The organism is Streptomyces sp. NPDC059850 (assembly GCF_042731515.1).
In the GTDB taxonomy this organism is placed as follows: Bacteria; Actinomycetota; Actinomycetes; order Streptomycetales; family Streptomycetaceae; genus Streptomyces.
The window spans coordinates 1-25,383 of record NZ_JBHWJI010000044.1 but is presented as its reverse complement, the minus strand read 5'-3'; the positions used below and the strand labels follow the sequence as shown (position 1 = coordinate 25,383).

2 protein-coding genes are annotated in these 25,383 nt (G+C 72.6%); both read left to right on the top strand.

All coding sequences use genetic code 11. The features are described from left to right. The first annotated feature begins 150 nt into the window (after positions 1 to 150). Positions 151 to 15,876 carry a type I polyketide synthase gene (locus ACFV9T_RS29900; protein WP_385445553.1) on the top strand — a complete coding sequence of 5,242 codons (15,726 nt, stop codon included), beginning with the start codon at positions 151 to 153 and terminating at the stop codon, positions 15,874 to 15,876. Positions 15,877 to 15,927: 51 nt separating this feature from the next. Beyond that, positions 15,928 to 25,383, top strand: a 9,456-nt coding sequence (locus ACFV9T_RS29895) for a type I polyketide synthase (RefSeq protein WP_385445552.1), incomplete at its 3' end; no start/stop codon positions are given.

Here is a 25,383-nt window from a genome sequence, read left to right as displayed (position 1 = left end):
GTCACCAGGGGGTCATAGGGGTTGTCCGGAGGATTAACCCACACATAGGCTGTCGTGGAGAAGTCGACTAATTGGTTGTTGGTTACCGGCTCCCCTGTTGAGGATCTGTGGAGCATTTCCGATGCCGTCTGCCGTAAATGGATTGCGTAAATGGCGAATGAAGAGACGCTGCGGGACTACCTCAAGCTGGTAACGGCGGATCTGCATCAGACTCGCCTCCGCCTGCAAGAGGCCGAGGCGAAGAACCACGACCCCATCGCCATCGTGGGGATCGGTTGCCGTTATCCCGGAGGCGTCCGGTCGCCCGAGGACCTGTGGCGCATCGTCAGCGAAGGCGTCGACGCGGTCAGCGACTTCCCGGTCGACCGCGGGTGGAATGTCGACAGGATGTACCACCCGGACCCGGACCACCCCGGCACGAGTTATGTGCACGAGGGTGGATTCGTCGACGGAATCGCCGACTTCGACCCCTCTCTCTTCGGTATCAGCCCGCGTGAAGCGCTCGGTATGGACCCCCAGCAGCGGCTGCTGCTGGAAACCTCCTGGGAAGCCTTCGAACGGGCCGGAATCGACCCGGTTTCGGCGCGCGGCAAGCAGGTCGGCGTCTTCGTCGGCACCAGCAATCACGACTACCTCGGGGCGATCCTCAGCTCCGACGAGAACTTCGAGGGCTACTTCGGCACCGGCAACGCCGCGAGCATCGCCTCCGGCCGCCTCTCGTACACCTTCGGCTTCGAGGGCCCGGCGGTCACCGTCGACACCGCCTGCTCCTCGTCGCTGGTGGCGATCCACCTCGCCGTGCAGGCGCTGCGGCAGGGCGAATGCTCGCTCGCCCTGGCCGGTGGCGCGACCCTGATGTGCGCGCCCGGCGTCTTCGTGGACTACAGCAAGATGCGCGGGCTCGCCTTCGACGGCCGCTCCAAGCCCTTCGCGCCCGAGGCCGACGGCTTCTGCCTCGGCGAGGGCGTCGGCATCCTGCTGGTCGAGCGGCTGTCGGACGCCCAGCGCAAGGGCCACCCGGTGCTCGCCGTGATCCGTGGCTCCGCCGTCAACCAGGACGGCGCGTCCAACGGCCTCACCTCCCCCAACGGCCCGTCCCAGCAGCGCGTCATCCTCCAGGCGCTCGCCAACGCCCGGCTCTCGCCCGACCAGGTCGACGCCGTCGAGGCGCACGGCACCGGCACCGCCCTGGGCGACCCGATCGAGGCGCAGGCGCTGCTCGCCACGTACGGGCAGGACCGGCCCGAGGGCAAGCCGCTGCTGATCGGCTCCATCAAGTCGAACATCGGCCACGCCCAGGCGGGCGCCGGTGTCGGCGGTGTCATCAAGATGGTCATGGCCATGCGCCACGGAGCGCTGCCCAAGACCCTCCACCTCACCGAGCCCACCCCGCACGTCGACTGGACGGCCGGGGACGTCGAACTGCTCACCGCCACCCGCCAGTGGCCGCACGACCCGGAGAGCGCCGAGCCGCGCCGCGCGGGCATCTCGTCGTTCGGGATGAGCGGCACCAATGTGCACACCATCCTGGAGGAGCCCCCCGCACCGGCCACCGCCGACACGACGGACGTCGTGCCCGGTCGCGCCGAGCCGGACCCGGCGCAGGCCACACCGCCTCTCACTCCGGTCGCACTCTCCGGCAAGAACCAGGACGCGCTGCGCGCCCAGGCCGCCCAGCTCCACGCCCACTTGGCCGCGAACCCCGGCTACCGGCCCACCGACATCGGCTACTCGCAGGCCGTCACCCGCGCCGCCCTCGACCGCCGCGCCGTGGTCGCCGCCGCCGACCGGGACGAACTCCTCGCGGGCCTCGCAGCGCTCGCCGAGGGCCGCCACCACCCCGAGGTCACCGAGGGCCTGGCCGTCGAGGGCAACATCGCGTTCCTCTTCACCGGTCAGGGCAGCCAGCGGCTCGGCATGGGCCGCGAACTGTACGAGAACCACCCGGCGTTCGCCGAGGCGCTGGACGCGGTCTGCGCCCAGCTCGATCGCTTCCTCGACCGGCCGCTGAAGGACGTCCTCTTCGGCGACGACGCAGCGGCCCTGGACCGCACCGGCTACACCCAGCCCGCCCTGTTCGCCATCGAGGTGGCGCTGTTCCGCCTGGTCGAGTCGTGGGGCCTGAAGCCCGACTTCCTCTGCGGCCACTCCATCGGCGAGATCGCCGCCGCCCACGTGGCCGGGGTGCTGTCCCTCACCCACGCGTCCGCCCTGGTGGCCGCGCGCAGCCAGCTGATGCAGCAACTCCCCGGCGGCGGCGCGATGATCGCCGTGCAGGCCTCCGAGGACGAGGTGGCGCCGCTGCTCACCGACGGCGTGAGCATCGCCGCCGTGAACGGGCCCACGTCGGTGGTCATCGCGGGTGACGAGGACGCGGCGCTGGAGATCGCTTCCGGTTTCGAGGCACAGGGCCGCAAGACCAAGCGGCTCACCGTCAGCCACGCGTTCCACTCCCCGCACATGGACGCGATGCTGGACAACTTCCGCCAGCTCGCCCAGCGCCTCACCTACGAGGCCCCGCAGATCCCCATCGTCTCCAACCTCACCGGCGACCTGGTCGGCGCCGACGAGATCACCACGCCCGAGTTCTGGGTCCGCCACGTCCGCGAGGCCGTCCGCTTCCTCGGCGGTGTGCGCCGCCTCGAAGACCTCGGCGTGACCACCTTCGTCGAGCTGGGCCCCGACGGGGTGCTCTCGGCCATGGCCCAGGAGTGCGTCACCGAGGCGAAGCGCAGGACGTTCGCGTTCCTGCCCGCCCTGCGCCCCGGCCGCCCCGAGACCCGCACGGTGCACCAGGCGCTCGCCCACGCCCACGTCCGCGGCGTACCCGTCGACTGGACCACGTACTACACGGGCACCGGCGCCCGCCGCGTCGACCTGCCCACGTACGCCTTCCAGCGGCAGCGCTACTGGCCCTCCAACCCCTTCTCGTACGAGGGCGAGTCCGCCGCCGAGGCGAGCGCACCGGCCGTCGCCGACGCCCGGTTCTGGGAGGTCGTCCACAGCGAGGACCTGGCCACCCTGGTCGACACCCTCGGGCTCGACGGCGACCAGCCGCTCAGCGAGGTGCTGCCCGCGCTGTCCGCGTGGCGCCACCGCAACCACGTCGACACCACGGTCAACGGCTCGCGCTACCGCACCACGTGGAAGCCGCTGCCGCCGTTCCAGGCCACGCCGCTCACCGGCACCTGGCTCGTCGCCACCCCCGCCGGACACGACGACCACCCCTGGGTCGCGGGACCGCTGCGGACCCTGGCCGAACGTGGCATACGCGTCCTCCAGATCACCGTGGATGGCACGGCGGACGACCGCGCGACCGTTGCCGAACAGATCCGTACCGCCGTGCCGCGTACCGAGGACGGGGAGACGCGCATCGACGGCGTGCTGTCCCTCCTCGGCCTCGACGAGCGCCCGCACGCCCAGTACGCCGCGCTCGGCGCCGGACTCGCGGGCACCCTCGCCCTCGTCCAGGCCCTCGGCGACGCCGGTACGGACGCGCCCCTGTGGTCCGCCACCCGTGGCGCCGTCTCCGTCAGCCGCTCCGACCGGCTGACCAGCGCCGTTCAGGCCCAGATCTGGGGACTCGGCCGAACCGTCGCCCTCGAACAGCCCGACCGCTGGGCCGGGTCGATCGACCTCCCCGAGACCGCCGACGACCGCTCCCTCGCCCGGCTCGCCGACATCCTCGCCGGGTCCGACGCGCTCCGCGACGAGGACCACCTCGCGATCCGTCCGCAGGGCGTCCACGCCCGCAGGCTGGCCCGCGCACCGCACCACGAGACCACCGGCGACGGCTGGTCCACCCACGGCACCGCACTGATCACCGGCGGCACCGGCGCCCTCGGCGCCCACGTCGCCCGCTGGCTGGTCGCCCACGGCGCCGACCATGTGCTGCTCGCCGGGCGCCGGGGCCCCGACGCCCCCGGCGCGGCCGAGCTGGCCAACGAACTCACCGCCCAGGGCGCCGAAGTCACCCTCGCCGCCTGCGACGTCGCCGACCGGGACGCGCTCGCCGCGCTCCTCGCGACCGTACCGGCGGAACACCCGCTGACCACCGTCGTGCACGCCGCCGGAGTGCTGGACGACGGTGTGCTCGACGCCCAGACGCCACAGCGGATGGCCGACGTGCTGCGCGCCAAGGCCGACGCCGCGCGCCACCTGGACGAGCTGACGCGCGCACACGATGTGTCCGCCTTCGTGCTGTTCTCCTCCATGGCCGCCACCTTCGGCGCGCCTGGTCAGGCCAACTACGTGGCCGCCAACGCCTATCTCGACGCGCTCGCCGAACAGCGCCGCGCCGAAGGCCTGCCCGCCACCTCCGTCGCCTGGGGCGCCTGGGCCGAGGGCGGCATGGCCACCGACGAACTCGTCGCCGAACGGCTCCGCCAGTCCGGCCTGCCCGCGCTCGCCCCCGAAGCCGCCACCACCGCGCTGGGCGCCGCGCTCGACCTGGGCGAGACCTTCTCCCTCGTCGTGGACATCGACTGGGACCGCTTCGCACCCGGCCTCACCGCCAACCGCCCGAACCCGCTGATCGACGACCTCCCCGACGCCCGGCGCGCCCTCGACGCGGCCCGCGCCGCCGTCGCGGCCACCCCCGGCGCCATGCCCGGAGACGCGTCGTCGCTGGCGCGGGAGCTGGCCGGTGCGGCGACCGATGAGGAACGCGACCAGCTCACCCTGGACTTCGTCCGCGCTCAGGTGGCCGTCGTCCTCGGCTACCCCGGTCCTGACTCGGTGGAGCCCAGCCGTGCCTTCCGGGACCTCGGCTTCGACTCGCTCACCGCCGTCGAGATCCGCAACCTGCTCGGCACCCTCACCGGGCTGCGGCTGCCCGCCACCATCATCTTCGACTACCCGACCCCGCTCGCCCTCGCCGACCACCTCCAGGCCGAACTCATCGGCTCGCACCCGGCCGTCACCGGCGCCTCGTCGGTGGGCGTGGCCGTGGACGACGACCCGATCGCGATCGTCGGCATGAGCTGCCGCTTCCCGGGCGGTGTGCGTACCCCCGAGGAACTGTGGCGGCTCCTGGCCACCGGGCAGGACGCGGTGGTGGACTTCCCGGCCGACCGTGGCTGGGACGTCGAATCGCTGTACGACCCGGAGTCGGGCACCGAGAACACCAGCTATGTGCGCGAGGGCGGATTCCTCGCGGACGCCGCCGAGTTCGACCCTTCGTTCTTCGGGATCTCGCCGCGCGAGGCCCTTGCCATGGACCCGCAGCAGCGGTTGCTGCTGGAGACGTCGTGGGAGGCCTTCGAGCGGGCCGGGATCGCCCCGACGACGCTGCGCGGCCAGCAGGTCGGCGTGTTCGCCGGTACGAACGGCCAGGACTACCTGCCCGTGATCCTGTCCGCTCCGGACGGGTCGGAAGGCTTCCTCGGGACGGGTAACGCGGCCAGTGTGATGTCCGGCCGGGTGTCGTACGCGCTGGGTCTTGAGGGTCCGGCGGTGACGGTGGACACGGCGTGTTCGTCGTCGCTCGTCGCCTTGCACTGGGCGATTCAGGCGCTGCGGGCGGGGGAGTGCTCGTTGGCCCTGGCCGGTGGTGTGACGGTGATGTCCACGCCGGGTTCGTTCGTGGACTTCAGCCGTCAGCGTGGGCTTGCGGCGGATGGGCGTATCAAGGCCTTCGCGGCGGGTGCGGATGGCACCGGTTGGGGCGAGGGTGTCGGCATGCTGCTCGTGGAGCGGCTGTCGGACGCGCGCCGCAATGGCCACGAGGTGCTGGCGGTCGTACGCGGCTCCGCCATCAACCAGGACGGTGCGTCGAATGGTCTGACGGCGCCGAACGGTCCGTCGCAGCAGAGGGTCATCCGGCAGGCGCTGGCCGGTGCGGGGCTGTCGGCCGCCGAGGTCGACGCGGTCGAGGCGCACGGTACGGGCACCCGGCTGGGCGACCCGATCGAGGCGCAGGCGCTGCTGGCCACGTACGGCCGGGACCGGGACGCGGACCAGCCGCTGTGGCTGGGCTCCATCAAGTCCAACTTCGGCCACACGCAGGCCGCTGCCGGTGTCGCGGGCGTGATGAAGATGGTGCTGGCGCTGCGGCACGGTGTGCTGCCCCAGACCCTCAACGTGGATGAGCCGACGCCCGAGGTCGACTGGTCGGCGGGCGCGGTCGCGCTGCTGACGGAGGCGAGGTCGTGGCCGGAGACGGGCCGCCCGCGCCGGGCCGCCGTGTCCTCGTTCGGCATCAGCGGCACCAACGCGCACACCATCATCGAGCAGGCTCCGGCTGTTGATGGGGAAGCCGGGGCAGTCTCCCGGCCCGGCGGTCCGGCCGCCTGGGTGCTGTCTGCCAAGACCCCCGAGGCGCTGCGCGGCCAGGCCGCACAGCTGCGCGCACACCTCGACTCCCGCCCCGAGCTGGACGGCCGCGACGTGGCGTTCACGCTCGCCACGCGCCGTACGGCGTTCGAGGAGCGGGCCGCACTGGTCGCCGACGACCGGGACGAGCTGCTGACCGCCCTGGACGCGCTGGCAGCGGGCGAGCCCGCCCCGGGCCTGGTCGAGGGCTCGGCGGCACCTGGCAAGGTGGCGTTCCTGTTCACGGGCCAGGGCAGCCAGCGGCTGGGCATGGGCCGTGAGCTGTACGAGACCTACCCGGTGTTCGCGGACGCGCTGGACGAGGTGTGCGCCCACTTGGACGCGCATCTGGAACGGCCGCTGCGGGACGTGCTGTTCGGGGACGATGCGGGGGTTCTGGACCAGACCGGGTTTACCCAGCCCGCGCTGTTCGCCGTTGAGGTGGCGCTGTTCCGGCTGGTCGAGGCGTGGGGCGTGCGGGCGGACTTCCTGTCCGGCCACTCCATTGGTGAGCTGGCTGCCGCGCATGTGGCGGGTGTGCTCTCGCTCGCGGATGCTGCTGAGTTGGTGGCGGCGCGTGGGCGGCTCATGCAGGAGCTTCCGGCCGGTGGCGCGATGGTTGCCATCCAGGCTTCGGAGGATGAGGTTCTGCCGCTGGTCGGTGGTGGTGTGAGCATTGCCGCCCTCAACGGGCCCGCTTCGGTGGTCATCGCGGGTGACGACGATGCCGTGGCTGAGGTCGCCGCGTCGTTCGAGGAGCGGGGTCGTAAGACCAAGCGGCTCACGGTGAGCCACGCGTTCCACTCGCCGCGTATGGACGGGATGCTGGATGCGTTCCGGGAGGTCGCGCAGGGGCTCACGTACGAGGCTCCGCGCATCCCGATCGTCTCCAACCTGACCGGGAACGTCGTCTCCGCCGAGGAGATCGCGAGCCCCGACTTCTGGGTGCGGCATGTCCGCGAGGCCGTCCGCTTCCTCGACGGTGTGCGGGTGCTGGAGGCCCAGGGCGTCACCACGTTCGTGGAGCTGGGTCCGGACGGTGTCCTCACCGCCATGGCCCAGGAGTGCGTGACCGGCGACGACGACGCCGTCTTCGCGTCCGTCTGCCGCAAGGACCGCCCCGAGGCCGAGGCGCTGACGAACGCCCTCGCGCGGGCGCATGTCCGTGGCGTGGCCGTGGACTGGGCGGCGTTCTACGCCGGTACGGGCGCCGCGCCCGTCGAGTTGCCGACGTACGCCTTCCAGCGCCAGCGCTACTGGCCGAAGGTGTCGTCGCTGTTCCTCGGCGACGTGGCCGCCGTGGGTCTCGGCGAGGCCGAGCACCCGCTGCTCGGCGCCAGTGCCGAACTGCCGGACTCGGACGGGGTGTTGTTCACCGGCCGTCTGGCGCTGTCCACCCACCCCTGGCTCGCGGGCCACACGATCCTGGACAGCGTGCTGCTGCCGGGCACCGCGTTCGTGGAGCTGGCGATCCGCGCCGGTGACCAGGTCGGCTGCGACTACCTCGAAGAGCTGACCCTCGAAGCGCCGCTGGTCCTGCCCGAGCAGGGCGGCGTCCAGCTGCGGCTTTCGGTGGGCGCGGCCGACGACCTGGGCCGCCGTCCGCTGTCGCTGCACTCGCGCGTCGAGAGCCTGCCCGCCGAGGAGCCGTGGACCCGGCACGCGACCGGTTTCCTGGCGGCGGGCGGGCGCCCGGAGGCGATGTTCGAGCTGGGCGCCTGGCCGCCCGCCGACGCCACCGAGATCGACCTCGACGGCCGCTACGACGGCCTGCGGGACATCGGTTTCGCGTACGGCCCGGAGTTCCGGGGCCTGCGCCGGGCGTGGCGGCGCGACGGCGAGGTGTTCGCCGAGGTGGCGCTTCCCGAGGACGTGGCCGAGGACGCGGCCGTATTTGGGCTCCACCCGGCGCTGCTGGACTCCGCCCTGCACGCCATCGGGCTCGACGGCCTGGGCAACACCAACGGCGAGGGGCGGCTGCCGTTCGCCTGGACCGGGGTGTCGCTGTACGCGAGCGGCGCGTCCGCGCTGCGCGTCCACCTGGTGCCCTCGAGCAACGACGGGGTGCGGCTGGAGATCGCCGACAGTACGGGTGCGCCGGTCGGGGCCGTCGAGACGCTGGGGCTGCGCCCGGTCTCGGCCGAGCAGCTGCAGAGCGCGCGTACCGCTTACCACGACTCGCTGTTCCGCCTGGAGTGGACGGCGGCCGGGTCCGTGGCGATGACGGACACCCCGGTCGATGGCGCGTGGGCGGTTCTGGGCACGGACACGCTGGGGCTCGGTGGCACGGCGTACCCGGACCTTCCGGCCTTGGCCGGGGCGGTCGATTCCGGTGCGGCGCTGCCGGAGTACGTAGTGGTGCAGCTGACATCGAACGGTGCGGCACCCGTGGATGGAGCGGCACTGGAAGGCCCGCGTACGGCACACCCAGCCCGTCCGGCGATTGAGGACCGGGGCCTTGGGGCGGAGCCCCAAGTTGCGGGAAGGGGCGGGCTAGGGGGAGCCCCCGCCCAAGCCGCACACCACGCCACCACCCAAGCCCTCCACGTCCTCCAAACCTGGCTGGCCGACGAGCGCTTCGCAGACTCCCGCCTCGTCCTGCTGACCTCGGAGGCCGTGGCCACCGTGGCCAGTGAGCCGGTGGCGGACCCGGCAGGCGCCGCCGTACGCGGTCTGCTGCGCACCGCGCAGTCGGAGAACCCGGACCGCTTCCTCTTGGTCGACCTCGACGCCCATGAGGACTCGCGGGCCGCCCTGCCCGCCGCACTGTCGAGCGGCGAGGCCGAGGTCGCGGTGCGGCAGGGCGTCGTCAGGACACCACGGCTGGCCCGCGTCGCCGTCTCGGCGGACGAGAGCGTGGCCCCCGAGTGGAACCCGGACGGCACGGTGCTGGTGACCGGTGCGTCCGGTTCGCTGGGCGGGCTGGTGGCCCGCCATCTGGTGGCGGAGCGTGGCGTACGGCAGCTGCTGCTGGTGAGCCGTCGCGGCGCGGAGGCTCCGGGTGCTGCTGAACTCGGCGCGGAGCTGGCCGCGTTGGGCGCCCAGGTGCGCTGGGCAGCTTGTGATGTGGCGGACCGTGGCGCGCTGGCCGAGGTGCTGCGGTCGGTTCCGGCCGAGCATCCGCTGACCGCCGTCGTGCACACGGCCGGTGTGCTGGACGACGGTGTGATCGGCTCGCTGACGCCCGAGCGCATCGACCACGTCATGCGCCCGAAGGTGGACGCGGCGTGGAATCTGCACGAGCTGACCCGCGAGATGGACCTCGCGGCGTTCGTTCTCTTCTCGTCCTCGTCCGGTGTCTTCGGTGGCCCGGGGCAGGGCAACTACGCCGCCTCCAACGCCTTCCTCGACGCGCTCGCCCAGCACCGCGCCGCCCTGGGGCTGCCCGCCACCTCGCTGGCGTGGGGCCTGTGGGCCGGGGCCGGTATGGGCGACACCCTGGACGAGGCCGACATCGCCCGCATGCGGCGGGCCGGACTGCCGCCGCTGCCGGTGGCGGACGGCCTCGCGCTGCTCGACACCGCGCTGACCATGGACGCGGCCGCGCTGGTGCCGATGCGGGTGGACCTGGCGGCGCTGCGCAACCAGCCCGCCGTCTCCCCCCTCTTCCGTGGCCTGGTGCGCATCCCGGCGCGGCGCGCGGTGGACGCCGTCGCGGCGGGTGGCGACGCCGGTCTGGCCGGTCGGCTGGCCGGGCTGAGCGTGGCGGAGCAGGAGCGGCTGCTGCTGGACCTGGTCCGGGCGCAGGTCGCGACCGTGCTGGGGTACGCGGGCGCGGACACCATCGGTTCCGGGCGGGCGTTCAAGGACCTGGGCTTCGACTCGCTGACCGCCGTTGAGCTGCGTAATCAGCTCAAGGCCGTGACCGGTCTTCGGCTGCCCGCGACGCTCATCTTCGACTACCCGGACCCGCAGGTGCTGGCCCGCCACCTGCGGACCGAGCTGGTGGGCGAGGAGCAGCAGGCGGCGGTGCACACGCCGGTGCCGGTGTCGGCCGCCACCGACGACGACCCGATCGCGATCGTGGCGATGAGCTGCCGCTACCCGGGCGGGGTCACCACCCCCGAGGAGCTGTGGCAGCTGCTCGCCGCGGGCGAGGACGGCATCACCGGCTTCCCGGACAACCGCGGCTGGGACCTCGACGCCCTGTACGACCCGGACCCGGAGACCCCGGGCACCTCGTACGCCCGCGACGGTGGATTCCTGCACGACGCCGCCGAGTTCGACCCGGCGTTCTTCGGGATCTCCCCGCGCGAGGCGCTGGCCATGGACCCGCAGCAGCGGTTGCTGCTGGAGACCACCTGGGAGGCGTTCGAGCGCGCGGGCATCGACCCGTCGTCCGTACGCGGCAGCAGGACCGGTGTGTTCGCGGGCGTCATGTACCACGACTACGGGTCCCGGCTGCACGCCGTGCCGGACGGGGTCGAGGGCTATCTCGGCACCGGCAGCTCCAGCAGTGTGGTGTCCGGCCGCGTCGCGTACACCTTCGGCCTGGAGGGCCCGGCCGTCACGGTCGACACGGCCTGCTCGTCGTCGCTGGTGGCGCTGCATCTGGCCGCGCAGGCGCTGCGTAACGGCGAATGCTCGCTGGCGCTGGCCGGTGGTGTCACGGTGATGTTCACCCCGGGTACGTTCATCGACTTCAGCCGTCAGCGCGGGCTGGCCCGCGACGGCCGCTGCAAGTCGTTCGCCGCTGCCGCTGATGGCACCGGCTGGGGCGAGGGCGCGGGCATGCTGCTCCTGGAGCGGCTGTCGGACGCCCGCCGCAATGGCCACGAGGTGCTGGCCGTCGTGCGCGGCTCGGCGGTCAACCAGGACGGCGCGTCCAATGGTCTGACGGCGCCCAACGGCCCGTCGCAGCAGCGCGTCATCCGTGCAGCCCTTGCCAACGCCCGCCTGGGCACCGGCGAGGTCGACGTCGTCGAGGCACACGGTACGGGGACGACGCTGGGCGACCCGATCGAGGCGCAGGCGCTGCTGGCCACCTACGGCCGGGAGCGGGACGCGGAGCAGCAGCCGCTGTGGCTGGGTTCCGTCAAGTCCAACCTGGGCCACACCCAAGCCGCCTCCGGTGTCGCAGGTGTCATCAAGATGGTGCTGGCGATGCGGCACGGTGTGCTGCCGCAGACGCTGCATGTGGATGAGCCGTCGCCGCATGTGGACTGGTCGGCGGGCGCGGTGTCGCTGCTGACGGAGCGGACGGAGTGGCCGGAGACCGGCCGCCCGCGCCGGGCCGCCGTGTCCTCGTTCGGCATCAGCGGCACCAACGCGCACGCCATCATCGAGCAGCCGCCCGTGTCCGACGTGGCCGACGCCCCGGTGGACACCGACGCCCTGCCGTACGTCCCCGTGCTGCTGTCGGCGCGCGGCGAGGACGCCCTGCGCGCCCAGGCGGGGCGGCTGCGCTCGCGGATCGCCGCCGGGACCGGCCTGACTGATCTGGGCCTGACTGATCTGGGCTTCTCCCTCGCGACGACCCGTGCCGCGCTCGAACACCGCGTCGCCCTGGTCGCCGACGGCCACGACGAGGTGCTGGGCGCGCTGGACGCGCTGGCGCGCGGCGAACACCCGGCGGCAGAGCTGCGCGGGGTCGCGGCCGAGGGCAAGGTGGCGTTCCTGTTCACGGGGCAGGGCAGCCAGCGGCTGGGGATGGGCCGCGAGCTGTACGAGGCGTTCCCGGTGTTCGCGCAGGCGCTGGACGCGGTGTGCGCGGAGCTGGACGGGCATCTGGAACGGCCGCTGCGGGATGTGCTGTTCGGGGACGATGCCGCTGTACTGGACCAGACCGGATTCACCCAGCCTGCGTTGTTCGCGGTGGAGGTGGCGTTGTTCCGGCTGGTCGAGGCGTGGGGTGTGCGGCCCGACTTCCTGTCCGGGCACTCGATTGGTGAGCTGGCCGCCGCGCATGTGGCGGGTGTGTTCTCGCTCGCGGATGCTTCGAAGTTGGTGGCGGCGCGTGGGCGGTTGATGCAGGAGCTTCCGGCCGGTGGCGCGATGGTCGCGGTGCAGGCGTCGGAGGACGAGGTGGCGCCGCTGCTCGGTGAGCGGGTGTCGATCGCCGCTGTGAATGGCCCGTCGTCCGTGGTCATCGCGGGTGACGAGGACGCGGCTGTCGCGATTGCGGAGGGTTTCGAGGCGCGGGGCCGTAAGACCAAGCGGCTCACCGTCAGCCATGCCTTCCACTCGCCGCGCATGGACGCCATGCTGGCGGACTTCCGCAAGGTCGCCGAGGGCCTGACGTTCAACGCCCCGACGATCCCCCTGGTCTCCTGCCTCACCGGCACCGTGGCCACGGCCGACGAGATCCGTATGCCGGACTTCTGGGTGCGCCATGTCCGCCAGTCCGTCCGCTTCGTCGACGGTGTGCGCACCCTGCGCGACAACGGGGTGACCACCTTCGTGGAACTGGGCCCCGACGGGGTGCTCTCCGCGATGGGCGAGAACTGCCTCGCCGAGACCGAAGCCGAGGATGGCGGCGATCAGGCGGTGTTCGTACCCGCCCTGCGCAACGGCCGTCCCGAGGCCCAGGCGCTGGCCACCGCCCTCGCGCAGCTCCATGTCCGGGGCGTGGCCCTGGACTGGGCCGCCGTCTACGCCGGTCGCGGCGCCCGCCGCGTCGAGCTGCCGACGTACCCCTTCCAGCGTCAGCGCTACTGGCTCGACGTGGGCATCTCCGCCGAGGACGTGGCCTACGCGGGCCTCGGCTCGGCGGGCCACCCGCTGCTGGGCGCGGCGGTGGAACTCCCCGACACCGGTGGCTTCGTGTTCACCGGGCGGCTGTCGCTGCTCACCCACCCCTGGCTGGCCGATCACGCCGTCATGGACACCGTCCTGCTGCCTGGCACGGCCTTCGTCGAGCTGGCGCTGCGGGCCGGTGAGGAGGCGGGCTGCGACACGGTCGAGGAGCTGACGCTGCAGGCGCCGCTGGTCGTGCCCGAACAGGGCGCCGTACAGCTGCGGTTGGAGCTGGCGGCGGCCGACGACGCGGGGCGGCGCCAGCTGACCCTGCACTCCCGCCGGGAGGACGTCCCCGCCGACGAGCCGTGGGTACGCCACGCCACCGGCTTCCTCACCCCGAGCGCCCCGAGCGCGCCCGCCGAGCAGGCGGAGGACGTCGACCTCGGCGTCTGGCCGCCCGCCGAGGCGACCGCCCTCCCCACCGAGGCGTTCTACGAGCACGCGGCCGCCGCCGGGCTCGGCTACGGCCCGGTGTTCCAGGGCCTGCACGCCGCATGGCGGCGCGGCGACGAGCTGTTCGCCGATATCCGGCTGCCGCGCGGCGACGAGCCCGAGGCCGCCTCGTACGGGGTGCACCCCGCGCTGCTGGACGCCGCCCTCCACACCCTCGGCCTCGACACGCCGGATGGCGGCGGGGAGAGCGAAGGGGCGCGGCTGCCGTTCGCCTGGACCGGCGTACGGCTGTACGCCGGGGGCGCCGCGTCGCTGCGCGTACGGCTGCGTCCGGCCGCCGAAGGCGTGGCGCTCCACGTCGCGGACGGCACCGGCGCCACCGTCGCCACCATCGACGGTCTGGTGCTGCGCCCGCTGTCGGCCGACCAGGTCAACGCGTCGCGCGCGGCACACCATGAGTCGCTGTTCCGCCCGGAGTGGACGGCCCTCACGGCCCCCGCGTCCGCCACTGCCACCGGCATTCCGCTGGGCGAGCGCTGGGTGACCCTCGGCGCCGACGCCGCCTTCACGGAGGCGTTCACGGTGGCGGGCGAGCGGCTGGACGACTACCCCCACCTTGCGTCTCTCGACGGCACCGCCCCCGACGTGGTGCTCGTCCCCCTCACGGGTGGTGGGGCGTCGCTTCCCGAGGCGGCCAAGGCCGCCGCCCGGGACGCCCTGGACCTCGTCCAGAAGTGGCTGGCCGACCAGCGGTTCGCCGATACCCGCCTGGTGTTCGTGACCCGTGGCGCGGTCGCGGCACGCCCCGGTGAGGACGTCGCCGACCTGACCCACACCACCGTGTGGGGCCTGGTCAAGTCCGCCCAGTCGGAGAACCCGGGCCGGTTCGTACTGGTCGACGTGGACGGCACCGACGCCTCGCAGCGGGCGCTGCCGACCGTGCTCGCCACCGACGAACCGCAGCTCGCGCTGCGCTCCGGCACCGCACACGCCTACCGGCTCGCCCGGGTCCCCGCCGACCCGGACACCCCGGACACTCCGGATACCCCGGACACTCCGGAAACGGGCGGGTTCGGCGACCCGCACGGCACCGTGCTGCTCAGCGGCGCGAGCGGTGCCCTGGGTGGCCTGTTCGCCCGCCACCTGGTCACCGAGCGCGGCGTACGGCAGCTGCTGCTGCTCAGCAGGCGCGGCGGCGACGCCCCCGGTGCGGCCGAACTCGCCGCCGAACTGGGCGCGTTGGGCGCCACCGTCACCTGGGCGGCCTGTGACACCGCCGACCGCGACGCCCTGGCCGCCGTCCTCTCCGCGATCCCCGCCGAACACCCGCTCACCGCCGTGGTGCACACGGCCGGTGTGCTGGACGACGGTGTGATCAGCTCGCTGACCCGCGAGCGGATCGACGCGGTGCTGCGCCCCAAGGTGGACGCGGCGTGGAATCTGCACGAGCTGACCCGCGAGCTGGACCTGTCCGCGTTCGTGCTGTTCTCCTCGGCCGCCGGAGCCTTCGGCAGCGCGGGGCAGGGCAACTACGCGGCGGCGAACACCTTCCTGGACGCGCTCGCCCAGCATCGTCACGCCCAGGGCCTGCCCGCGAGTTCGCTGGCCTGGGGCCTGTGGGCGGCGGCCGACGGCATGGCGGGCAGCCTGGACACCACCGACGTGGGCCGCATCTCGCGCGGTGGCTACGAGGCGCTGCCGCAGGACGAGGGCCTGGCCCTGTTCGACCTGACGGACGCCCTGTCCGAGGCCGTGTTCGTACCGATCCGCATCGACACCGGCGCGCTGCGCGGCCAGGCCGCCGCCGGGCTGCTGCCGCCGCTGCTGCGCGGCCTGGTCCGTACCCCCGTACGGCGCTCCGCCGACACCGACGCCACCGGTGCCGGGACCCCGGCCGACTCCGGCGCGGGTTCGCTCACCGAACGGCTCGCGGGCCTCCCGGACACCGAGCGCGACCGGGAGCTGCTGGAGGTCGTACGGACCCATGTGGCGGCCGTCCTCGGACACGCCACACCGGACGACGTCGATGCCGGGCGCGGCTTCCTGGACCTGGGCTTCGACTCGCTCACCGCCGTCGATCTGCGCAATCGACTGGGTGCCGCCGCCGGGCTGCGGCTGCCGGTCACGCTGATCTTCGACTACCCGACGCCCACCGCGCTCGCCGGGTATCTGCGCGACGAACTCGGCCTGCACGGCGCGGCCGCACACCAGCCGCCCGTGCACGCGGAACTCGACAAGCTGGAAGCGATCCTCGCCACGATCGCCCCCGACGACGCCGATAGCCCAGCCATCACCACCCGCCTGCGGGACCTCCTGTCGAAGTGGAATGAAACGCACAGTGCTACGGGCAGCCCCGCGGAAGACCGTGAAATCCAGTCCGCGACAGCAGACGAGATCTTCGATCTCCTCGACGACGAGCTCGGGCTCTCCTGACCGGCTCCACAAGAGCTTTCGGACTCATCTCAGCACCGCGGAGACGGCGTAATGGCGACGGCGAACGAAGAGAAGTACCTCGACTACCTCAAGCGGGCCACCACCGACCTGCGCGAGGCGCGGCGGCGGCTGCGCGAGGTCGAGGAGCGCGAGCAGGAGCCCATCGCCATCGTGGCGATGAGCTGCCGCTACCCGGGTGGCGTGCGGACGCCCGAGGAGCTGTGGGACCTCGTCGCGCGTGGCGGTGACGCGGCCTCGCCGTACCCCACCGACCGTGGCTGGGGCACGGACGTCCTCTTCGACCCGGAGCCGGACAGCGGCCAGGAGCCGTACGTCCGGGAGGGCGGCTTCCTGCACGACGCGGCCGAGTTCGACCCGGAGTTCTTCGGCATCTCGCCGCGTGAGGCGCTGGCCATGGACCCGCAGCAGCGGTTGCTGCTGGAGACGTCGTGGGAGGCGTTCGAGCGGGCCGGGATCGATCCCGTACAGCTCAAGGGCAGCCGGACCGGTGTGTTCGCGGGCGTCATGTACCACGACTACGCGTCCCGGCTGTTCACCGCGCCCGAGGACGTCGAGAGCTTCCTCGGCAACGGCAGCTCCGGGTCCATCGCGTCCGGGCGGGTGGCGTACACCTTCGGCCTGGAGGGCCCGGCCGTCACCATCGACACGGCCTGCTCGTCGTCGCTGGTGGCGCTGCACTTCGCGGCGCAGGCGCTGCGGCGTGGCGAGTGCTCGCTCGCGCTGGCCGGTGGTGTGACGGTGATGGCCACCCCCGGCACGTTCACCGAGTTCAGCCGTCAGCGCGGGCTGGCCGTCGACGGCCGCTGCAAGTCGTTCGCGGACGCCGCCGATGGCACCGGCTGGGGCGAGGGCGCGGGCATGCTGCTCCTGGAGCGGCTGTCCGACGCCCGCGCCAACGGCCACCAGGTGCTCGGCCTCGTACGCGGCTCCGCCATCAACCAGGACGGCGCGAGCAGCGGCCTCACCGCCCCCAACGGCCCCTCCCAGCAGCGCGTCATCCGCCAGGCCCTGTCCGGCGCCCGGCTCTCCGCCGGGCAGATCGACGTGGTCGAGGCGCACGGTACGGGGACGACGCTCGGCGACCCCATCGAGGCGCAGGCGCTGCTCGCCACGTACGGGCGCGACCGGGCCGAGGACCAGCCGCTGTGGCTGGGGTCGGTGAAGTCCAACATCGGGCACACGCAGGCCGCCGCCGGTGTCGCGGGCATCATCAAGATGGTCATGGCGATGCGGCACGGGGTCGTTCCGCAGACCCTGCACGTCGACCGGCCCACGTCGAATGTCGACTGGTCGGCGGGCGCCGTCTCGCTGCTCACCGAGGCGCGTGCGTGGCCCGACACCGGGCAGCCGCGCCGGGCCGCCGTGTCGTCGTTCGGCATCAGCGGCACGAACGCGCACACCATCCTGGAGCAGGCGCCGGATCCGGCTGCCGCCGCCGAGGACGACGCTGCCGAGGCCGGGACCCCTGCGGTTGCCTTGCCGCTGTGGACCGTCGCGGCCAAGTCCCGGCCCGCGCTGCGCGCCCAGGCCGCGAACCTCCGCGCTCACCTGGACGCCCACCCCGAACTCCCTTCTTCTGATGTTGCGTTCTCCCTGGCCACCGGCCGGGCGGCCTTCGACCACCGCGCGGCGATCGTCGCCGACGACCGCGAGGGCCTGGTCCGGGCCCTCGACGCGCTGAGCCGTGAGGAGCCCGCGCCCGGGCTGTTCGACGGCAAGGTGACGGGCGGAAAGGTTGCGTTCCTGTTCACGGGGCAGGGGAGCCAGCGGCTGGGGATGGGGCGTGAGCTGTACGAGGCGTACCCGGTGTTCGCCGCTGCCCTGGATGCGGTGTGCGCGGAGCTGGACCCGCACCTTGAGCGGCCCCTTCGTGACGTTCTCTTCGGGGACGACGCGGCGGTTTTGGACCAGACCGGCTACACCCAGCCCGCGCTGTTCGCGGTGGAGGTGGCGCTGTTCCGCCTCGTCGAGGCGTGGGGTCTGCGGCCTGACTTCCTGTCCGGCCACTCGATCGGTGAGCTGGCCGCCGCGCACGTCGCGGGCGTGCTCTCCCTCGCGGATGCGTGCACATTGGTGGCGGCGCGTGGCCGTCTGATGCAGCAGCTTCCGGCGGGCGGGGCGATGGTCGCCGTGCAGGCTTCGGAAGATGAGGTTCTGCCGCTGGTCGGTGGTGGTGTGAGCATTGCCGCCCTCAACGGGCCGGGTTCGGTGGTCATCGCGGGTGACGAGCACGCGGTGCTTGAGGTCGCGACATCGTTCGAGGCGCAGGGCCGAAAGACGAAGCGGCTCGCTGTGAGCCACGCGTTCCACTCGCCGCGCATGGACGGGATGCTGGACGCGTTCCGGGAGGTGGCCGAGGGCCTGACGTACGAGGCTCCGCGTATCCCGATCGTCTCCAACCTGACCGGCGATGTCGTCTCCGCCGAGGAGATCACGACTGCCGACTTCTGGGTGCGCCACGTCCGCGAGGCGGTGCGGTTCCTCGATGGCGTGCGGACGCTGGAGGAGCGTAACGTCACGACGTTCGTGGAACTGGGCCCGGACGGTGTCCTCACCGCCATGGCACAGGACTGCCTGACCCGTGACGACGCCACCCTTGTCTCCGCGCTGCGCACCGGCCGCCCCGAGGTCGACTGCCTGGCCACCGCCCTCGCGCAGGCGCACGTACGCGGCGTTTCCCCCGACTGGAACGCGGTGTTCGCCGGGACGGACACCACACGCGCCGACCTGCCGCTGTACGCCTTCCAGCGCGAAACGTACTGGCTGGACGCCGGATACCCGATGGGCGACGTGGCGTCCGCCGGTCTCGGCGCCGCCGACCACCCCCTACTGGGCGCCGCCGTGGCGCTCGCCGACACCGACGGTTTCCTCTACACCGGCCGCCTCGCCCTGGACACCCACCCGTGGCTCGCGGACCACACGGTGGCCGGTTCGGTGCTGTTGCCGGGCACGGCCTTTGTGGAACTGGCGGTCCGCGCGGGTGACCAGGTGGGATGCGACCTCCTGGAGGAGCTGACCCTGGAGGCGCCGTTGGTGCTTCCCGAGGTGGGCGGCGTTCAGCTGCAACTGTCGGTGGCAGCGCCCGACGCGTCGGGGCGGCGCGCGCTGACGGTGTACTCGCGGTCCGAGGACGCGGCCGTGGACGAGGTGTGGGAGCGCCACGCCACGGGCGTCCTGGGCTCGGGAGCGCCGTCTTCTGTCGCCTTCGACCTGGGCGTATGGCCCCCGGAGGGCGCCCAGCCGCTCCCGGTAGAGGGCCTGTACGAGGGCATGGCGGGGCTTGGGCTGGAGTACGGCCCGGTGTTCCGTGGGCTGATGTCCGCGTGGCGGTTGGGCGATGACATTTACGCCGAGCTGGAGTTGCCGGAGGACGTGCGTGCGGAGGCGGGTTCGTATGGTCTGCACCCCGCGCTGCTGGACTCTGCGCTGCACGCGGTAGGCCTGGGTGGCCTGATCGAAGACGGCCAGGGCGCCCGGCTCCCCTTCTCCTGGTCAGGCGTATCGCTGCACGCGGTGGGCGCGTCAGTACTGCGCGTGCGGCTGTCTTCTGCTGGTACGGACGCGGTGTCGTTGGCGGTGGCCGATGGCGCGGGTCGTGCTGTGCTGTCGGTGGATTCGCTGGTGCTGCGTCCGGTGGCCACAGAGCAGATCCGTAGCGCGCGCCAGGAGTCGCTGTACCGCCTGGACTGGACCGAGGTGTCGCCTGCGGGCACGGCGGGCCACTGCGCGCTGCTGGGCCCCGACACCCTGGACCTGTCGTCGGCGGGCGGGCAGCGCTTCGACACGTACGCGAACTTGGACGCGCTGGCGGCTGCGGTGGACGGTGGTGCGGAGCCCCCGAAGTACGTAGTGCTGCCCCTGGCTGCCGCCCTAGAACGCCCGGACGCGGCCCCCAAGGCCCGGGCGAATGCGGCGCTTGAGTGCCCGGGCGCGGCACTTGGAAGCCCAGGTGTGGCAAATCAAGCCCGTCCGGCGATTGAGGACACGCCCGAAGGGCGTTCCGGCGCGCACGCGGACGGTGCGGCATCTACGGCCCGTCCGGCGTTTGAGGACCGGGGTCCAGGGGCGGAGCCCATGGGTTCGGGAAGGGGCGGGGTGAGGGAAGACTCCACCCAAGCCGCACACGACGCCACCACCCGCACCCTCACCCTGCTCCAAACGTGGCTGGCCGACGCCCGCTTCGCGGACACCAAGCTCGTCATCCTCACCTCGGGCGCCATCGCCGCCGCCACGGACGATCCGGTGACCGACCTGTCCCACGCCGCCGTATGGGGCCTGGTGCGCTCGGCGCAGTCGGAGAACCCGGACCGGTTCGTGCTGGTCGATATCGACGGCGAGGCTGACTCGCGTACGGCGGTGTCGAGCGCGCTGGCCTCGGGCGAGCCCCAGGTGGCCGTACGAAACGGGGCACTGCGGGCGCCACGCCTGGCGCGGGCCGTGGCGGACGCCGCTCCGCCGGAGTTCGGCACCGAGGGCGGCACAGTGTTGGTGACCGGCGCGAGCGGCACGCTCGGCGGCCTGCTCGCGCGCCACCTGGTGGCGGAACGTGGCGTACGTCAGCTCCTGCTGCTGAGCCGTCGCGGCGCAGACGCCCCCGGCGCTGCGGAACTCGGCGCGGAACTGACCGACGCGGGCGCCCAGGTCCGCTGGGCCGCATGCGACGCGGCAGACCGCACCGCGCTGGCGGAGGTGCTGGGATCGGTTCCGGCTGAGCATCCGCTGACAGCCGTCGTCCACACGGCGGGCGTGCTGGACGACGGCGTGATCGGCTCCCTGACACCGGAGCGCGTGGCGCACGTCCTGCGCCCAAAGGTGGACGCGGCCTGGAACCTCCATGCGCTGACGGCAGACCTCGACCTGTCGGCATTCGTGATGTTCTCGTCCGCCTCCGGCGTCTTCGGCGGCGCAGGCCAAGGCAACTACGCGGCGGCGAACGCGTACGTGGACGCGCTGGCACAGCACCGCCGAGCGCAGGGCCTGCCCGCTACATCCCTCGCCTGGGGCCTGTGGGCCGACGCCAGCGGGATGACCGGCGCCTTGGACGACGCCGATGTGTCCCGGATGAGCCGGGGCGGTGTGCAGGCGCTGTCGGCCGCCGAGGGGCTGGAGCTGTTCGACGCGGCGCGTGGCGCGGACGAAGCGCTGCTCGTGCCGGTACGGCTGGACTTGGCGGCGGTACGGGCCGAGGCCGCGTCGTCGGGTGTGGTGGCGCCGCTGCTGCGCGGGCTGGTGCGGACATCGGTGCGTCGTACGGCCGAGGGTGCGGCGGCCGGGACGGGCGCGCTGGCACAGCGGCTGGCCGGGCTCGGCGAGGCCGAACAGCTCGCTCTGCTGCTCACCCTGGTCCGTACGCAGGTCGCCGCCGTCCTCGGCTACGGCTCCGCCGAGTCCGTGGACCCCGAGCGCGCCTTCCGTGACCTGGGCTTCGACTCGCTGACCGCCGTCGAGCTGCGCAACCGCGTGAACGCGGCCACCGGGATGCGGCTCCCCGCCACCCTGGTATTCGACTACCCGACCTCCCTCGTCCTGGCGGAACACCTTCGGGCAGAACTGGCGGGCACCAACGCCCAGTTGACGGCCCCGGCATCGACCGTGGGCGCGGTCGACGATGAGCCGATCGCCATCGTCGCCATGAGCTGCCGCTTCCCGGGCGGGGTACGTACCCCCGAGGAGCTGTGGCAGCTGCTGGCCTCCGGCCAGGACGCCATCTCCGGCTTCCCCGTCGACCGTGGCTGGGACCTGGACACCATCTACCACCCGGACCCCGAGCACCCGGGCACCTCGTACACCCGCGAGGGTGGCTTCCTCCACCACGCCGCCGACTTCGACCCCACCTTCTTCGGCATCTCGCCGCGCGAGGCCGTCGCCACCGACCCGCAGCAGCGGTTGCTGCTGGAGACGTCGTGGGAGGCGTTCGAGCGGGCCGGGATCGACCCCGCGTCGCTGCGCGGCAGCCAGACCGGTGTGTTCGCGGGCGTCATGTACCACGACTACGCCACGGTCGTGGAGCAGGCACCCGATGGTGGTGGCGAGGGCGCGATCGGCTCCGGCAGTACCGGCTCCATCGCCTCCGGCCGGGTCGCGTACGCCCTGGGCCTGGAGGGCCCGGCGGTGACGGTGGACACGGCCTGTTCGTCGTCGCTGGTCGCCCTGCACTGGGCCATGCAGGCGCTGCGGGCGGGGGAGTGCTCCCTCGCCCTGGCCGGTGGTGTGACGGTGATGGCCACCCCGGCCACCTTCATCGGCTTCAGCCGCCAGGGCGGCCTGTCCGCCGACGGCCGCTGCAAGGCGTTCTCGGCGGACGCGGACGGTACGGGCTGGGCCGAGGGCGCGGGCATGCTGCTCGTTGAGCGGTTGTCGGACGCGCGGCGCAACGGCCACCCGGTGCTGGCGGTCGTACGTGGCTCGGCCGTCAACCAGGACGGTGCGTCCAATGGTCTGACGGCGCCGAACGGTCCGTCGCAGCAGCGGGTGATCCGGGCGGCGCTGGCGGGGGCCGGACTATCGGTCGGCGATGTGGACGCGGTCGAGGCGCACGGTACGGGGACGACGCTGGGCGACCCGATCGAGGCTCAGGCGCTGCTGGCCACGTACGGCCGTGACCGGGATGGGGACCGCCCGCTGTGGCTGGGGTCCATCAAGTCGAACATGGGCCATACGCAGGCCGCTGCCGGTGTCGCAGGCGTGATGAAGATGGTGCTGGCCATGCGGTACGGGGTGCTGCCGCAGACCCTGCACGCGGGCGAGGCGTCGCCGCACGTCGACTGGTCGGCGGGCGCGGTGTCGCTGCTGACGGAGCGGATGGAGTGGCCGGAGACCGGCCGTCCGCGCCGGGCGGGTATCTCGTCGTTCGGCATCAGCGGCACCAATGTGCACACGATCATCGAGCAGGCGCCGGTGGTCGAGGCGGCCGCCGTTGTCGATGCGGCCGTGCCGGTGTTGCCCTGGGTGCTCTCCGGCCGCAGCGCGGCCGCGCTGCGGGAACAGGCCGAGCGCCTGCGGGTACACGTGGACACCCGCCCCGAGCTGCGCCCCGTCGACCTCGCCTATTCGCTCGCGACCACCCGTTCCGCCTTCGATCACCGCGCGGCCGTTGTGGCCGAGGACCGTGATGGGTTGCTGGCCGGTCTGGAGGCCGTGGCGGAGGGTCGCGGTGCTGCGGGGCTCGTTGAGGGCAAGGTGGCGGGCGGGCAGGTTGGGTTCCTGTTCGCGGGGCAGGGGAGTCAGCGGCTGGGGATGGGGCGTGAGTTGTATGAGACGTATCCGGTGTTCGCCGCTGCCCTGGATGCGGTGTGCGAGGCGCTGGACGGGCACCTTGAAACGTCCCTGAAGACGGTCCTGTTCGGGGATGACTCGGCAGCGCTGGATCAGACCGGCTACACCCAGCCCGCGCTGTTCGCTATCGAGGTGGCGTTGTTCCGCCTCGTCGAGGCGTGGGGTGTGCGGCCCGACTACCTCTCCGGGCATTCGATTGGTGAGCTGGCCGCCGCGCACGTCGCGGGCGTGCTCTCCCTCGCGGATGCGTGCACATTGGTGGCGGCGCGTGGCCGTCTGATGCAGGAGCTTCCGGCCGGTGGCGCGATGGTCGCCGTCCAGGCGTCGGAGGATGAGGTATTGCCGCTGCTCACCGACCGGGTGAGCATTGCCGCCCTCAACGGGCCGTCGTCCGTGGTCATCGCGGGTGACGACGACGCTGTTGCTGAGGTTGCGGCGTCGTTCGAGGCGCAGGGTCGGAAGACGAAGCGGCTGACGGTGAGCCATGCGTTCCACTCGCCGCGCATGGACGGGATGCTGGATGCGTTCCGCGAGGTGGCGCAGGGTCTGACGTACGAGGCTCCGCGTATCCCGATCGTCTCCAACCTGACCGGCGATGTCGTCTCCGCCGAGGAGATCGCGACGGCCGATTTCTGGGTGCGCCACGTCCGCGAGGCGGTCCGTTTCCTAGATGGTGTGCGCACCCTCGAAGCGCAGGGCGTCACCACCTACGTCGAGCTGGGTCCGGACGGTGTACTCACGGCGATGGCGCAGGAGTGTGTGACCGGCGACGATGCCGCGTTCGCCGCCGTTTGCCGCAAGGACCGCCCCGAGGCCGAGGCGCTGACGGCCGCCGTCGCGCGTGCGTACGTCCGTGGCGTGGCGGTGGACTGGGACGCCGTCTTCGCCGGTACGGGTGCCGCGCGGGTCGAGCTTCCGACGTACGCGTTCCAGTACGAGCGCTACTGGCCGGAGCTGTCGGCGTCGGCCCTGGGCGGTACGGCCGGGCTGGGGCTGGCGACCGTGGACCATCCGTTGGTGGGGGCCGCCGTTCCGCTGGCGGGCGGTGATGGGCTGCTGCTGACCGGGCGGTTGTCGGTGCAGACGCATCCGTGGCTGCTCGATCACGTGGTGATGGGTTCGGTGCTGCTACCGGGCACGGCCTTTGTCGAGCTGGCGGTTCACGCCGGTGACCAGGTCGGGTGCGATCTGGTGGAGGAGCTGACGCTGGAGGCGCCGTTGGTGCTTCCTGAGGTGGGTGGCGTTCAGCTTCAGGTGTCGGTCGGCGCGGCGGACAGCGCTGGGCGCCGGTCGGTCGAGGTGTACTCGCGGCTTGATGATGAGCCGTGGGTCCGGCACGCCTCGGGTGCGTTGGCGGAGGGCACGTCGTCCGGGTCGCCTGACCTGGAGGTATGGCCCCCGGCGGGTGCGACGCCGGTCGAGCTGGATGGCTTGTACGAGGGCATGGCGGGGCTTGGGCTGGAGTACGGCCCGGTGTTCCGTGGGCTGACGTCCGCGTGGCGGTTGGGCGATGACATTTACGCCGAGCTGGAGCTACCGGAGGACGTGCGTGCGGAGGCGGGTTCGTATGGTCTGCACCCCGCGCTACTGGACTCGGCGCTGCACGCGGTAGGCCTGGGCGGCCTGATCGAGGGCGAGGACGGGGCCCGGCTCCCCTTCTCCTGGTCGGGCGTATCGCTGCACGCGGTGGGCGCGTCAGTACTGCGCGTGCGGCTGTCTTCTGCTGGTACGGACGCGGTGTCGTTGGCGGTGGCTGATGGCGCGGGTCGTGCTGTGCTGTCGGTGGATTCGCTGGTGCTGCGTCCGGTGGCCACAGAGCAGATCCGTGGCGCGCGCCAGGAGTCGCTGTACCGCCTGGAGTGGCCCGAGGTGTCGGCCACGGGCGCGGCGGGCCGGTGCGCGCTGCTGGGCCCCGTTGTCCTCGACCTGCCGCAGAGGTTCGACACGTACGCGGACTTGGACACGCTGGCGGCTGCGGTGGACGGGGGCGCGGAGCCCCCGAAGTACGCAGTGCTGCCCCTGGCTGCCGCCCTCGAACGCCCGGACGCGGCCCCCAAGGCCCGGGTGGATGCGGCACCCCAAGCCCGGGCGGATGCGGCGCTTGAGCGCCCGGACGTGGCACTTGGAAGCCCAGGTGTGGCAAATCAAGCCCGTCCGGCGATTGAGGACACGCCCGAAGGGCGTTCCGGCCCGCACGCGGACGGTGCGGCA

Excerpts from the sequence above, each read along its gene's own strand:
- ACFV9T_RS29900 (WP_385445553.1), top strand. The coding sequence starts at position 151 with ATGGCGAATGAAGAGACGCTGCGGGACTACCTCAAGCTGGTAACGGCG.